This window comes from Ruegeria sp. HKCCD7255 (assembly GCF_013031565.1).
Lineage (GTDB): Bacteria > Pseudomonadota > Alphaproteobacteria > Rhodobacterales > Rhodobacteraceae > Ruegeria.
In genome coordinates this window covers 234,598-248,099 of record NZ_WQAG01000001.1, presented here as the reverse complement: position 1 = coordinate 248,099, position 13,502 = coordinate 234,598, and the positions used below count along the sequence as shown (strand labels likewise).

The window sequence follows — 13,502 nt, the reverse complement described above, 5'->3', positions numbered from 1 at the left end:
TGTCTCAAACCTCCAAATCCAGAACCAGAATGCCGTCGATGCCACCCACGGCGTTCTCGACCAGTTGCGCGCCCAGCGCCTTGTGCGTTTCGTTGTTCTGATAGGTCTCCAGCGCGGCCCAATCGTCGAAGTCGATCACGAAACCATGCATGTATCCGCGTTCGATCTGCTCGGGGCTCTCACTGCGGCCACCGGTAAACCCGCTGGTCCCGGGAAGGGCCTTGGACACGTCCTCAAGACCTTTGTAGATGGCTCCGATTGTCTCCTCGGTCACGCCGGCGCGGAATTTGGTCAGTACGATATGGCGGATCATTTTTAGAAACCCTGATCTTGTTTGATCATGTCGGAAGCTTTTTCCCCGATCATGATAGTAGGTGCGTTGGTGTTCGATGAATTGACCGTCGGCATAATCGACGCATCCGCGACGCGAAGCCCTTCGATCCCATTGAACCGCAGGCGCGGGTCCAGAACGGCTTCGGCATCGCTGCCCATACGACAGGTACCAGCGCAGTGGTGTGATGTTTTGGAGTGTACACAGATAAAATCGAAATACTGCTGCTCGGTCCGCACGTCCGGGCCCGGCAAACGTTCTGCCAAGATGTACGGTTTCAGCGCATCCTGAGCGAGGATGTTCTGCACCAGCTTCAGGCCCCGAATGGACATCTCGCGGTCGTAGGGATCCGCCAGATAGTTGGGATCTATAAGCGGCATCATCGCGGGGTCCGAGCTTTGCAACCGGACGGTTCCGCGTGATCTGGGTCGCAGAAAACAGGCGTTCAGTGTAACCCCACCGTTGGGCATCGCCTCGACCCCTGCCTCAATGCCGGTACCAAGCCCCAGATGCATCTGAAGATCCGGCGAACGCGCATCCGGGTCTGCGTACCAGAACCCACCAGTTTCGAACAGGCTGGACGCGACCGGTCCCTTGCGAGTGAAAAAGTACTGCAGGCCGGCAAAAGCTGAAAGGTGCAGCTTAGCGAAACGGTCGTAGGTGTGCGGGCCGGTCACTTCGCAGATGGAATACAAATCCAGATGGTCTTGCAAATTCGCGCCTACCTGCGGCTGATGAAAAACCGCGTCGATGCCAAGGCTGTCCAAATGATCCGCCGGGCCAATTCCCGACAGTTGCAACAAGCGCGGCGAACCGATGGCACCTGAGGACAGAATGACCTCTTTCGCGGCTGAGATCTTGTCCCCGTTCATCATCTCGACACCAGTCGCCCTACCCTTGTCCACCATAATGCGGCGCACCTGAGCGCCAGTGCGCACGGTCAGGTTCGGTCGGCTGCGGTTCGGCGCGATAAACGCCATCGCAGCAGAGGATCGTCGCGCATTGCGCTGGGTCAGCTGATAGTACCCCGCTCCATCTTGATTGGCCCCATTCACATCGCGTGTTTCAGGAATCCCCACTTCCCCAGCGGCCTTTATGTAGGCATCGCAGATTGGCAAAGGGGCTGCGGGCATGGACACGCCCAGCGGTCCGCCCTTGCCGTGAAATTCGTCGTCGTAGGTGTCGTTGTCTTCAGACTTTTTGAAATAGGGCAGCACTTCGGCATAACTCCACCCCTCGCACCCCATCTGTCTCCAGTCATCGTAATCCTGAGCTGCACCCCGCGTATAGATTTGCGCGTTAATTGCAGACCCTCCGCCGATCACTTTGGCCTGGGTGTAGTTGAACACCTTGTTCTGCATGTGCTTTTGCGGAACCGTGGACCAGCCCCAGCTGCCGATACCCTTGGTCATCTTCGCAAACCCAGCTGGCAGGTGAAAGAGCGGGTTACGGTCGGTGGAGCCAGCCTCTAGCAACAGCACACGCGCCGACGGTTCTTCGGAAAGACGCGCAGCGATCACCGAGCCTGCCGAACCGCCACCAATGACAATGAAATCATATCCTTCAGACATTCTTGTGTGCCCTGACCTACAGACGTGAAATCGACAAGCCGCCATCCACCGGGATGGCGGCGCCGTTCGCAAAGTGCATGTGCCCCTGAACCAGTGGGACAACAACGGACCCAATATCCTCGGGCTCACCCCAGCGTGCCGCGGGAACAAGACCGCCCTCGATACGGTCGGTATACTTGTCGCGCACGCCCGCCGTCATCTCGGTCGCGATGATGCCCGGTCGCAGCTCAAAGACACCGATGCCTTCGGCGGCCAAGCGTACTGCGAACAACTGAGCCATCATCGCTGCGGCAGCCTTGGACACGCAGTACTCGGCGCGTTCGATCGATACCATTGTCGCGCTAACAGAGGTGACAAAGGTGATCGAACGATAGGTATCTTGCGGCTGCTCCAACATGCGCCGGGCCACCTCTTGCGCCAGAAAAAACGCGCCACGCAGGTTGATGTTCTGCACGAAATCCCAATTCTCGGGCTTCAGGTCCAGCATGTCACCACGCACTGGCGCTCCTACGCCTGCGTTGTTTATAAACGCCGTGATCGGGCCCAAATTGGCTTCGATCTGATCCAGTAGCTCCGGAACGTGATCAATGTCGGATACGTCGTGCTGCACATAAATTGCGCTTGGGCCAAGCTCTGCCAAAGCCGCCTCAACGACCGGTTTGTAGGGCGCCGAGCGAGAGGCTATTGCGACCTTGTACCCCGCGGCGATCAAGGCGCGCGCCACCCCGAGTCCAATGCCCTGTTGTCCTCCGGTCACCAATGCTGTTCCGGTCATGCGGCGAACTCCGTTTCAATAATGTGACGACCTGCCCGGAGTGCGAGTGCGGCTATAGTGAGAGCCGGATTCACTGCCGCGGATGTCGGAAGAACTGACGCGTCGACGATGAACAGGTTCTTGTGGTCGTGGCTGCGGCAGAACGTGTCGACGACACTGCTTGCCGGGTCATTGCCCATCCGCGCTGTGCCGCATTGATGCGACGGAGTGCGCCGATCAAATGGTCGCGACAATACAATAGGAAACCCGGCCTGCTTCAGATGCGCTTTTAGCCGCGCAACCAGGGCCTCGTGCGCAGCCCAATTCGAGCGTTTCCAATCCAGCTTGATCTGGTCACCTTCGACCGTAACCCGGCTTTCTGGGTTCGGCAGATCCTCGGACATAGCGTAGAAATCAAAACTGCGATTTGCGATCAGTGCTGCAATTGGACCAGGTAGATGGGTTTGCGACGCAAGGATCGGCCCAGTGATCTTTCCCAACATCTGAATGTTGCCCAAAGGTAAGCCACCGTGTCCGTCGCTGTTGTAATAGTCGTTGAACATCAATGTCTTTTGATAGACCGCCCTGTTTCGGCGCAGCGGATGAAGGGCCAGCACTGCCGAACAATTGTGGTTCATGAAGTTCCGTCCGACCTGATCGGACCGATTGGCAAGACCGGTTGGACAATTGTCGTTCGCGGACTGCAGCAACAGTACCGAGGACTGTACCGCACCTGCTGCAAGCACGATGAGCGGCGCACGCAGGGTACCGTGGCCATCAACTTCGACACTTGTGACACAACCAAGGGCATCAGCCTTCAATTTTCGGACACGCGCGTCAGTTAACAGCTCGACATTCCCATGCTTCAATGCCTCGGCGAGGGCACAGGTTTCGGCGTCCATTTTGCCGCCGCATGTATTGGGAAACGCATCCCAAGTTGTTTGCCCAGCCCGCAACCAGGTTTCGATATCCACGCCCAAAGGCACTGAGGATGGCGTCAGGCCTGCGTGGCTTAGCCGGTTTCTCAGGTCTGCAATATCAACCTCATCCGGCACAGGTGGGTGCGGGTAACCCCTACTGTGCGGCGGTTCGGTGGGGTCCTCTTTGGTGGTCCCACGTGCGTCGTAAAGCTGTTCCGCGGTGGTGTAATCCGCCTCCAGCTGTTCATAGGGCATGGGCCAGCCGTGCGAGTAGCCACCCATATGCTGACGCGGCTCAAAATCCTCTTTCCGATAGCGTATCAAAGCTGCACCGTAGAACTTGGAATTTCCACCAACGCAGTAGTAGTTTCCGGGGTTGAAAGGTTTGCCCGCTCCGTCCAGCCATGTTTCATCGGGGCGAAAGTGCCCTTTGGCAAAGATCGCTTTTGGGTCTCGATCCTGAGGTGAGAGCTGCAACCGCTTTCCTCGTTCAAGGATCAAGATGCGACGACCGGACGGAGCCAACGCCGCAGCCAGCGTTGCCCCCCCGATACCCGACCCAATGATTATGACGTCAGCTCGATTCATGGAAGGATCCGCTTCTCGCTTTCGGGATCAAAAGCCACAGCCTTTTCCATGTTCACTGCAAAGTTGAAATCCTGACCCGGTGCCACTTCGGCATCCGAACGCATACGCGCGATCACATCTCGTCCGCCCAATTGCATCGAGACGAACGTGTCAGATCCAGCGGGCTCCGTCACCACGATACGGTTGGCCATCTGCGCGATGTTCGACGACTTTCGATCCGCACCATCCATATCGGTGATAGTCTCAGGGCGGATTCCCAACAAGATCTCGCGTCCGTCCCATGCGGCCAAGTTGTCTTGGCTGAACGGAAGTTGCGCCATAGATCCGTCGTGAACGGCGACCTCTGCATGAGGGCGGCCATTCAAAACCGTAACCTTGGCCGGTACCACGTTCATCGCAGGAGAGCCCATGAATGTTGCAACGAAAATATTCGCAGGCGTGTCATAGATTTCCTGCGGCGTACCCAGCTGTTGGACGTAACCGCCGTTCATCACGGCGATCCGGCTTGAAAGCGTCATCGCCTCGATCTGGTCATGCGTCACATAGACGATGGTGGTCCCGAGATTTTGATGCAGCTTCTTGATCTCGGTTCGCATGTCGACGCGAAGCTTGGCATCGAGATTCGAGAGCGGTTCATCGAACAGAAAGACATCAGGGTTCCGTACCAACGCGCGACCCATTGCAACCCGCTGGCGCTGACCGCCCGACAACTGACCGGGCTTACGATCCAGCAGCTGCTCGATCTGCAAGAGCTTGGCAACTTCTTGCATCGCTTTTTCGCGTTCAGGCTTGGGCACACCATGCATCTCAAGACCGAAAGTGATGTTCTGCCCGACTGTCATATTGGGATACAAAGCATAGCTTTGGAAAACCATGGCAATGTTGCGGTTGGACGGGTGCACCCCGTTCATCACCTGATCCTTGATGCGGATTTCGCCGCTGGTGATCTCTTCCAGCCCCGCGATCATGTTCAGCAGAGTGGATTTGCCACAGCCCGAGGGGCCGACCAGAACCAGGAACTCTCCTTCCTGCACCGAGATGTCGACCTTGTGCAGAACCTCGACCGCCCCGTAGGATTTGGTCGCGTTGTCTATGTCTAGAAAACCCATGAGGTCTTATCCTTTCACCGAACCCGCCATCAGGCCGCGGACGAAGTATCGACCGGCCACGATGTAGACGAGCAGAGTTGGCATGGCCGCCAGAATGGCGCCTGCAAAATGAACGTTGTATTCCTTCACACCGGTTGATGACTGCACCAGATTGTTCAGTGCCACCGTCATCGGTTGGCTGTTGGCATCGGCAAAGGACGCGCCGAACAGAAAGTCATTCCAGATGTTGGTGAACTGCCAGATGATCGAAACCACCGCGATCGGCCCGGAACTGGGCAAAAGAATGCGCCAGAAAATCTGGAAGAAACCTGCGCCATCAATCTGCGCCGCGCGGATCAGCTCGGTCGGGAACACAGCGTAGTAGTTGCGGAAGTACAGCGTGGTAAAGCCAATCCCGTAGACAACGTGGACAAGTGCAAGACCCCAGGTGGTGCCTGCCAGCCCGATTATGCCCAACATCCGTGCCATCGGGATAAGAACAATCTGGAACGGGATGAAGCAGGCGAACAGCATCAGTCCGAATAAGATGGTGTCGTACTTGAAGCGCCATTTGGTCAGCACATAGCCGTTCAACGCCCCAAGAATGGTCGAGACGATCACCGCCGGAACCACCATCTTGATCGAGTTCCAGAAGTAGGGCTTCAACCCTGTCGGATCGACGCCGATCTGCGCCGAAGACCACGCCTTCAGCCAAGGCTCAATCGTGAACACCTGCGGCAGGTTCATCATGCCGCCGCCGGTGATTTCTTCCAACGGCTTCACCGAGTTCACCAGCATGACATAGAGCGGCAGCAGGTAGAACAGACCGAACAGAAGCAGCACCAGATAGATCAACGTGCGCGTAACGCGGCCCGTTCGGATTGCGGTATCCTGAGTAGCTTGAGACATCAGCGTTTCTCCCGCAATTCGGCGTAAAGATACGGGATCATGATCGCGGCAATGGTCATCAGCATGATCGTGGCCGACGCCGCACCGATCCCCATCTGGTTTCGCGTGAACGTGTAAGAATACATGAAGGTCGCGGGTAGTTCTGTGGCGCGACCGGGGCCACCCCCGGTCAGGGCGATGACAAGGTCAAAGGTCTTGATCGCTAAGTGGCTGAGGATCACGAAGGCCGACAAGAAGGCTGGTCGGAGTTGCGGGATAATGATCCGGCGATAGAGGTTCCAGTTCGACGCGCCGTCCATCTGCGCAGCCCGCAGAATTTCATTGTCGATCCCACGCAGGCCAGCCAGAAACATTGCCATCACAAAGCCGCTCGTCTGCCAGACGGCTGCTAGAACAACTGTGTAGATGGCGTAATCACGGTTCTTTATCCAATCGAACTCGAAGCTGGTCCAGCCCCATGTGTGCATCACGTTTTCCAACCCGATGCCAGGGTCAAGGAACCACTTCCAGGCTGTACCGGTGACGATGAAGCTCAGAGCCATCGGATAGAGGTAGATGGGACGCAGCAGCCCTTCTCCCCGGATTTTCTGATCAAGGAAGATCGCCAGACCCAGGCCGATACAGGTGCAGATCACGATGTATAGGCTCGCGAAAATCCCCATGTTGATCAACGAGGTTTCCCAATGGCTCAGCCGCCACAGTTTGTCATAGTTTTCCCATCCGACCCATCCAAAGGACGGCAGGATGCGACTATCGGTGAATGACAGGTAGACCGAAAACAGAATGAACCCGTAGACAAAGACCAGCATCATCGCCAGCGACGGTGACAGGACCAGCTTGGGTATCCAGTTCTGAAGGCGTGTCTTAAAATCCGCGTCGACTGAAGCAGCCATGGCGCGCCCTCCTCGTTCGAGTCGTGTTAGATCGGAGCTTTTGCGCCCGTTTGGTGACAGGGCGGCCAGACCGCCGCCCCATCGGGAGGATCACTTGTGGATCACTTGGCGATCGAAACGGCGTCAACCAGTTCGGTCACGGCATCTTCGCTGCCGTACTCGCCGTTAAAGTGGGCGGTCACCACGTCATAGACTGCGTTCTTGACTGACGCGGGCGCGGCATGTCCGTGTGCCATCGAGCCGAAAAGGTTGCCTGACGAAGCCGCGGCGGCCAAATCTTTCATGCCCTGCTGACCACACGCATCCAGATCGCTGCCATCCACATCAGTACGAGCCGGGACAGAGCCCTTCACCTTGTTAAAGGCAATCTGGAAGGATGGCGAAAGGATCGCACTGGCAAGTGCGGCTTGCTCGGCCGATACCGTACCGCCCTGATCAAACATCATGAACTGGTCAGCGTTGAAGGTGACCTGATCCTGAGTGCCCGGGAAGCGGAAGCACAAAAAGTCTTCGCCCGGCACTTTGCCCGCGTTCAGGAATTCGCCTTTGGCCCAATCACCCATCATCTGGAAACCGGCTTCGCCGTTGATGACCATCGCTGTCGCCAGGTTCCAGTCACGACCCGAGAAGTTCTCATCCACATTGTCACGGATAAAGGCCATGCGGTCGAACGCTTCTTTCATCGCGTCGCCACCCAGCGTTTCCTCGTCCAAGTCGATGAAGGCCGCTTTGTAGCCGTCAGGCCCAAGCGTCGACATCGCGACAGCATCGAACACGGTCGCGTCCTGCCATGCCTGACCACCATGCGCGATCGGAGTGACACCAGCAGCTTTCAACGCCTCAACTGCGGCGACGAATTCGTCCCAGTTGGTGGGCTGTGCAATGCCGTTGTCGTCCAGCACAGCCTTGTTAGCCCAGACCCAGTTGGTCGAATGCACGTTCACAGGGGCCGAGACCCATTTGCCGTCATGCTTGGCGAAGGCTTTCAGCGCATCTGGGACGACGTCATCCCAACCTTCCTGCGCTGCCACTTCGTTCAGGTCGGCCAGCGCGCCCTGATCGGCCCAGTCCAGAATGTCAAAGCCCAGAGCCTGAACGGCTGTTGGTGCGTTGCCTGCGGTGACGCGTGCGCGCAGAACGGTCATCGCCTGCTCGCCACCGCCACCTGCAACAGGCATGTCGGTCCAACCGATGCCTTGTCCGGACAGGTCGTCCTTGAGAACGTTCAATGCTGCAGCCTCACCGCCAGAAGTCCACCAGTGCAGAACTTCCACGTCTTCAGCGTGCGCAAGGCTGGTCGTGCACAGTAGACCTGCCACAAACAGCGATTTTGTCTTCAAAAATTTACGCATTCTTGTTTCCTCCCTTAATGCGTTATTCTCATTCGGGACCAATCTGGTTCCCGGTCTTAGTCTTGCGGAACCCATGGCGCCCGGCTGTTGCCGACGCGCATGACCACTGATTTCACTTCGAAGAATTCCTCGAACCCATATCGTCCGATTTCCCGCCCCTGCCCGGATTGTTTGACCCCACCGAAAGCGACCTCGGGGAACCCGTCCATCCAGGTATTGGTCCAGACCGTCCCCGCTTCTGCTCGGCGGGCAAACTCTAGGCAGGTGTGAACGTTTTCGCTCCAGACCCCTGCCGACAGACCGTAAGCGCTATCATTGGTCAGCGCGACGGCTTCGTCCAGTGTATTGAACGTCAGAACGGACAGGACGGGACCAAACACTTCGTCCCGCGCAATCGGCATCTCAGGCTGAACGTTCGTAACAATGGTAGGCTGATAGAACTGATCGCCCAGCCCTTCGACCTGCAGCGGCGCACCACCCAAGGCGATGGTGGCACCCGACGCCTGCGCCTGTTTGACGTATGCGTCGATTTTCGAGTTATGCTCGGGGGTGACAATCGCGCCAACTTGCGTCGTTGGATCCAGAGGATCGCCGAACTTGACCTTACGCGAGAGGGCAATGACACGTTCGCGGAATTCATCGGCAATGTCTTCGTGTACAATGATGCGACTGCAGGAGTTGCAGCACTGGCCGACGTTGAAATAGACGCCGAACACAACAGCATCGGCGGCTGCGTCCAAATCTGCGTCCGGGAAAATGACTTGTGGGTTCTTGCCCCCGAGCTCCAGCGCAACTTTCTTGAGCGTGTCCGACGCAACAGCGCTGATCGTCTTGCCCACTGCGGTAGAGCCGGTAAAGCTGACCATATCCACACTGTCGTGGCTGGACATCAAACTGCCAACTGGAACGCCATAGCCCAACACCATGTTACAGACACCTGCTGGCAATCCGGCCTCAATGAGCAGCTCGCCCAGCATCAGGGTCGTCGACGGTGTCATCTCAGACGGCTTCACAACAACGGTGCAACCAGCCGCCAGCGCGAAGGGCAGCTTCTGACTAAGAATCCAGAAGGGGAAGTTCCACGGCGTAATGATGGACACGACACCGATGGGTTCCTTCAGCACGACACCCATCATGTCTGCGCCAAGAGTGTTGTGGCTATCGCCGTGTGTGCTGCGTGCCAATGAGGCCGCACAACGCCAAAGGTCTGCTGCACCGCCGACCTCGCCCTTGGATTGGCTGATCGGCTTACCGCTTTCCAGCGTTTCGATCAGTGCGATCCGGTCGACATTCTGCTCAATCAGGTCGGCAACCTTCAGCAAAACGGTGGCCCGTTCTTTGCCTGATGCCCGGCTCCAATCACCGCTGTCGAACATCTTGCGCGCCGCTTGGATCGCGGCCTCGGCTTCAGCCTCGCCACCCAAGGCCGAACGGCTGACGATGTGCCCGTGCGAGGGCGAGCGCCGTTCGAACGTCTCACCCGACGCGCTATTCTGCCACCTACCATCGATGAGATGCCGACCTTCGAACAACGGCGGAAACTCGAACGCGATAGCAGGGTTGATGGTGATATCTTTCATATTGTCAAAGGCCCGAAAATGTGGGGTTACGTTTTTCCATGAACGCGGCAACGCCTTCTTCGCGGTCCGCTGAGGCGGCAATCGCTGCGCTACCAAGGGCTTCGACCACGGCATGAGTGTCTTCACCGACCGCTGCATGGATCATGTTTTTTGAGACTTCGGTGGCGCGAGGCGAAAGGTCGCTAAGTTCGGTGGTGATCTCAAGCGCGCACGCCAGAACGTCGTCGGTCACCTCGGTCGCATAGCCCAAGGCGACTGCGCGGTCAGCACCAATACGGCGCCCAAAGAGTGCCATCTCTTTCACCGCAGCTTCGGGGATCAGCCGGGTCAACCGCTGTGTCCCGGACCAGCCGGGTACAATCCCGACCCGAGCTTCAGGCAAAGCCAGCGTGGACCGCGGGGTCATCAGGCGCAGATCGCAGCAACTGGCCAGCTCTAGCCCGCCGCCGAACGCATGACCGTTGATCGCAGCAATTGTTGGCTTGCCGATCCGCGCCAGGCGGTCAAAGATGCGATGTCCATCACGGACCCAATGGCGCGCGAATTCGGCGGGGCTCAGATCACCCCAAGCGCCAATATCGGCCCCACAACAGAACGCTTTTTCACCTGCGCCGGTCAGAACAAGCGCACGAATAGACACGTCACGCTCGACTTCTGTCAGGCCAGCTTCCAGCGCGTGCAGCATATCTACAGTTAGCGCATTGAGCTTGGCCTCGTTGTCCAAAGTCAGGACGGCGGTTGCACCCTCGATTTGAATGCGCAGATTGCTCAAAGTGTCATCCCCATCGGGCCAACTGCGAATAGCGAGTTGGGCATCTGAACCGCATTTGCCGCGACTTTGACGCGACCGCCTGAAGCTTCGACAATGTCGCGCTGCGCCTCAATGCCGGGCGTGATTTCCGTCGCCACCAGCCCCTGATCCGTCAGGCGAATAACGCAACGCTCGGTTACATAGAGCACATCCTGACCGGTTTCCCGGGCACGGCGGCCCGAGAATGTGACATGTTCGACCTGGTCCACCATCTTGGTGAATTTTCCGGGGGCATTCACACGGATGCCATCATCCACCAGATCAATCTTGGCGCCAGCTTCGAACCAACCCGAGAACACGATCTTTTTGGCCCGCGCGGTGATATCGACAAAACCGCCGCATCCTGCAGTTAGATAGGGCTTCTTACCAAGTTTGGAGACGTTCACATTGCCTTCGACATCTACCTCGAGGAACGAGAGGAACGATATATCGAACCCGCCGCCCTGGAAATAGATGAATTGCTGCGGTGACGGCACATAGGCATGCGCGTTGGATGCACAACCAAAGGCAAAGCCGGTTAGCGGGACACCACCGACAGCCCCCTGTTCAATCGCCCACGTCACCGCCTGAGGATGGCCCTCTTCCAACAAAACACGCGGGACCATTGCGCTGATGCCAAAGCCCAAATTGGCGCTCATGCCGCTGCGCAGTTCTTGGGCAGCCCGTCGCGCGATGACCTTCTCGACACCATGTTCGGCCAGCGAAAAACTGTCCCAACGGCGCATAATCTGGCCTGAGATTGCAGGGTCATAGGGCGTCTCTGTCGTTTGCATCTGCTCTGGGTCTTCAACGATTAGGTCGACCAGATGCCCCGGCACGCGCACGTCATGGGGGCGCAAGCTTCCGGCGGCAGTCACACGTTGAACCTGAGCGATCACGAGTCCACCGTGGTTGCGTGTGCAAATCGCTTGCTCCAATCCGCCCAGATAGGCACCTTCATGTTCATAGGTCAGGTTGCCAAACTCATCCGCCGTGGTTGCGCGCAAAACGCACACGTTCGGATTGATGTTTGGGAAGTGCAACCAGGTCTGACCGTCGAATTCCTTTCGGTTAACAATTGGAGCCGCCGCACCACGCGCGTTCATCGCGCATCCTTCACGAACAGGATCCACGAAAGTCTCAAGCCCAACCTGCGTCAGAACACCGGGTCGATGCGCTGCGGCTTCGCGATGCATATCGAACAGAATTCCAGACGGCACGTTGTAAGCGGCCACTCGATCTTCGACGATCATCTTCCAGATTTCCGGCATCTCGAGGCTAGAGGGGCCCGAAGGGTATGATCCGGCGAGAACGCGGCTTAGCAGTCCATCCTGCGCCAGATAATCCATGCCCTTCACGCCATACATATCCCCTGCAGCAATAGGGTGCAGCGTTGTAATGTTTCGCGGATGCCCTTCAGTGCGAAACCGCTCTCCAAGCGCCTTTAGAACAAGATCAGGGCAACCCAGAGCCGAAGACGATGACACAGAGACGACCGCATTGTCCGGGATGCGAGAAACGGCCTCGGAAACAGAAACCAGTTTGGTCATCAGAAACCACCATAATCTACATTGATACGCCGACCCGAGGCTGCGGCTTCTCGCACACAAAGCGCCACGGACAACGATTTCACGCCATCGGGCCCGTCAGCCGCCGGGCGACCTTCGCCGGTGGTCGCGGCGACAAATTCTGATACGCCCTGAACGTAGAGCGAATGATCCGAATACGGGATCTCTTCGCTTCCGGCTTCAGTCACCAGTTTGATCGACCCAACCGGGCGCTGCGTCATGACGCCATCTGCAAAAATCGAACCCTTGGTTCCGTGAACTTGAAGGTCCGACCCGGCAAACGGGTGCGTAAAACTTTCATGTGTGATGACCATTGCGCCCGAGGGCATCGTCCAGACAGACATGCAGGAGTCTTCGACCCCCTGCCCCATCCCAGAGCTGGCCATTTGCGCGACAACAGTAACCGGGTCCTCATTCAGCAGGAAACGCGTCACATCCGCGTCATGAACAACGATGTCAGGGATCACGCCACCGCCAGCATCGGCTGAGTTGATACGCCACCCCTGTAAGTTCTCGGGCAAATGCACCGCGTGATGGATTCGTAGCGAGAGAACGTTTCCGACGCGCCCGGCGGCAATTAGATCACGAATTGCGCGATGGCTGCCAGAGCAACGCAGGTGATGATTGGTTCCAAATGTCACACCAGCCGTGTCAGCCGCACGCACCATTTCGATAGCTTCCGCTTGCGTCATCCCAAGTGGCTTTTCACACAGTACATGCTTACCAGCCGAAATGGCTGCCATTGCCTGACCGTGGTGTTTCTCATTGGTTGAGGAAATGTAGACCGCTTTCACGCCATCGTCAGACAGCGCCGCGTTCAGGTCTGTGGTTGCATTGGGAATTCCGTGCTCATCAGCCCATGTTTGCACCCGGTCAGGGGAATTGCTGACGACCCAGGTCACGTCGTTGCCTGCCTGCTGACGCACCGCGTCCAACATATATTGCGAAGCTATCGTGCTCGCTCCGACAAATGCCCAGTTCATCTGAATTCCTCAAATTTGGAACGTTCCAAAATGTGTAGTGGAACGTTCCAATTTTGGCAAGAAAAAACTCTAAGCGCTCCTTAAAGACAAGAAAACATGGCTAAAAAGCGCGACGTTCGATGCCTCATTCAATACTATCACAGGGAATCGAAGAGATTCACAGCGTGACTGCACT

At 57.3% G+C, this 13,502-nt stretch carries 12 protein-coding genes; all 12 read right to left on the bottom strand.

Annotation, left to right across the window (positions count from 1 at the left end):
* Positions 1–4 precede the first annotated feature (4 nt).
* A complete protein-coding gene (locus GOX45_RS01195; RefSeq protein WP_171097175.1) occupies positions 5–313 on the bottom strand; it encodes a Dabb family protein in 309 nt (102 codons plus the stop codon).
* Positions 314–315: 2 nt separating this feature from the next.
* A complete protein-coding gene (locus tag GOX45_RS01190) occupies positions 316–1,902 on the bottom strand; it encodes a GMC family oxidoreductase (RefSeq protein WP_171097173.1) in 1,587 nt (528 codons plus the stop codon).
* Between the two features lie 16 nt (positions 1,903–1,918).
* Entirely contained in the window at positions 1,919–2,677 is a 759-nt protein-coding gene (locus tag GOX45_RS01185) for a 3-ketoacyl-ACP reductase (RefSeq protein ID WP_171097171.1), read from the bottom strand.
* Positions 2,674–4,164 (bottom strand): GMC oxidoreductase, encoded by a 1,491-nt coding sequence (locus GOX45_RS01180; RefSeq protein WP_171097170.1) that lies wholly within the window; start codon positions 4,162–4,164, stop codon positions 2,674–2,676. The genes GOX45_RS01185 and GOX45_RS01180 overlap by 4 nt, the downstream gene beginning before the upstream one ends.
* Entirely contained in the window at positions 4,161–5,273 is a 1,113-nt protein-coding gene (locus tag GOX45_RS01175) for an ABC transporter ATP-binding protein (protein ID WP_171097168.1), read from the bottom strand. The genes GOX45_RS01180 and GOX45_RS01175 overlap by 4 nt, the downstream gene beginning before the upstream one ends.
* Before the next feature lie 6 nt (positions 5,274–5,279).
* Positions 5,280–6,161, bottom strand: a complete 882-nt coding sequence (locus tag GOX45_RS01170) for a carbohydrate ABC transporter permease (protein ID WP_068340098.1) — start codon at positions 6,159–6,161, stop codon at positions 5,280–5,282.
* The gene (locus tag GOX45_RS01165) at positions 6,161–7,054 is read right to left on the bottom strand and encodes a carbohydrate ABC transporter permease (RefSeq protein ID WP_171097166.1); all 894 of its coding nucleotides are present in this window, start codon (positions 7,052–7,054) and stop codon (positions 6,161–6,163) included. The genes GOX45_RS01170 and GOX45_RS01165 overlap by 1 nt, the downstream gene beginning before the upstream one ends.
* Positions 7,055–7,155: 101 nt before the next feature.
* Positions 7,156–8,406, bottom strand: coding sequence for an ABC transporter substrate-binding protein (locus GOX45_RS01160; RefSeq protein WP_171097164.1), 1,251 nt, complete (start codon positions 8,404–8,406; stop codon positions 7,156–7,158).
* Between the two features lie 56 nt (positions 8,407–8,462).
* On the bottom strand, positions 8,463–9,986 hold the full coding sequence (locus GOX45_RS01155) for an aldehyde dehydrogenase family protein (RefSeq protein ID WP_171097161.1): 1,524 nt from the start codon (positions 9,984–9,986) through the stop codon (positions 8,463–8,465).
* Between the two features lie 4 nt (positions 9,987–9,990).
* Positions 9,991–10,758 carry an enoyl-CoA hydratase/isomerase family protein gene (locus GOX45_RS01150; RefSeq protein WP_171097159.1) on the bottom strand — a complete coding sequence of 256 codons (768 nt, stop codon included), beginning with the start codon at positions 10,756–10,758 and terminating at the stop codon, positions 9,991–9,993.
* Positions 10,755–12,326 (bottom strand): acyl CoA:acetate/3-ketoacid CoA transferase, encoded by a 1,572-nt coding sequence (locus GOX45_RS01145; RefSeq protein ID WP_171097157.1) that lies wholly within the window; start codon positions 12,324–12,326, stop codon positions 10,755–10,757. Before GOX45_RS01145 ends, GOX45_RS01150 begins: the two co-directional genes overlap by 4 nt.
* A complete protein-coding gene (locus GOX45_RS01140; protein WP_171097155.1) occupies positions 12,326–13,327 on the bottom strand; it encodes a Gfo/Idh/MocA family protein in 1,002 nt (333 codons plus the stop codon). Before GOX45_RS01140 ends, GOX45_RS01145 begins: the two co-directional genes overlap by 1 nt.
* Positions 13,328–13,502 lie beyond the last annotated feature (175 nt).

Coding starts and splice junctions, on each gene's coding strand:
- GOX45_RS01140 (WP_171097155.1), bottom strand. CDS start 13,327: ATGAACTGGGCATTTGTCGGAGCGAGCACGATAGCTTCGCAATATATG.
- GOX45_RS01145 (WP_171097157.1), bottom strand. CDS start 12,326: ATGACCAAACTGGTTTCTGTTTCCGAGGCCGTTTCTCGCATCCCGGAC.
- GOX45_RS01175 (WP_171097168.1), bottom strand. CDS start 5,273: ATGGGTTTTCTAGACATAGACAACGCGACCAAATCCTACGGGGCGGTC.
- GOX45_RS01180 (WP_171097170.1), bottom strand. CDS start 4,164: ATGAATCGAGCTGACGTCATAATCATTGGGTCGGGTATCGGGGGGGCA.
- GOX45_RS01195 (WP_171097175.1), bottom strand. CDS start 313: ATGATCCGCCATATCGTACTGACCAAATTCCGCGCCGGCGTGACCGAG.
- GOX45_RS01155 (WP_171097161.1), bottom strand. CDS start 9,986: ATGAAAGATATCACCATCAACCCTGCTATCGCGTTCGAGTTTCCGCCG.
- GOX45_RS01170 (WP_068340098.1), bottom strand. CDS start 6,161: ATGTCTCAAGCTACTCAGGATACCGCAATCCGAACGGGCCGCGTTACG.
- GOX45_RS01165 (WP_171097166.1), bottom strand. CDS start 7,054: ATGGCTGCTTCAGTCGACGCGGATTTTAAGACACGCCTTCAGAACTGG.
- GOX45_RS01190 (WP_171097173.1), bottom strand. CDS start 1,902: ATGTCTGAAGGATATGATTTCATTGTCATTGGTGGCGGTTCGGCAGGC.
- GOX45_RS01185 (WP_171097171.1), bottom strand. CDS start 2,677: ATGACCGGAACAGCATTGGTGACCGGAGGACAACAGGGCATTGGACTC.
- GOX45_RS01160 (WP_171097164.1), bottom strand. CDS start 8,406: ATGCGTAAATTTTTGAAGACAAAATCGCTGTTTGTGGCAGGTCTACTG.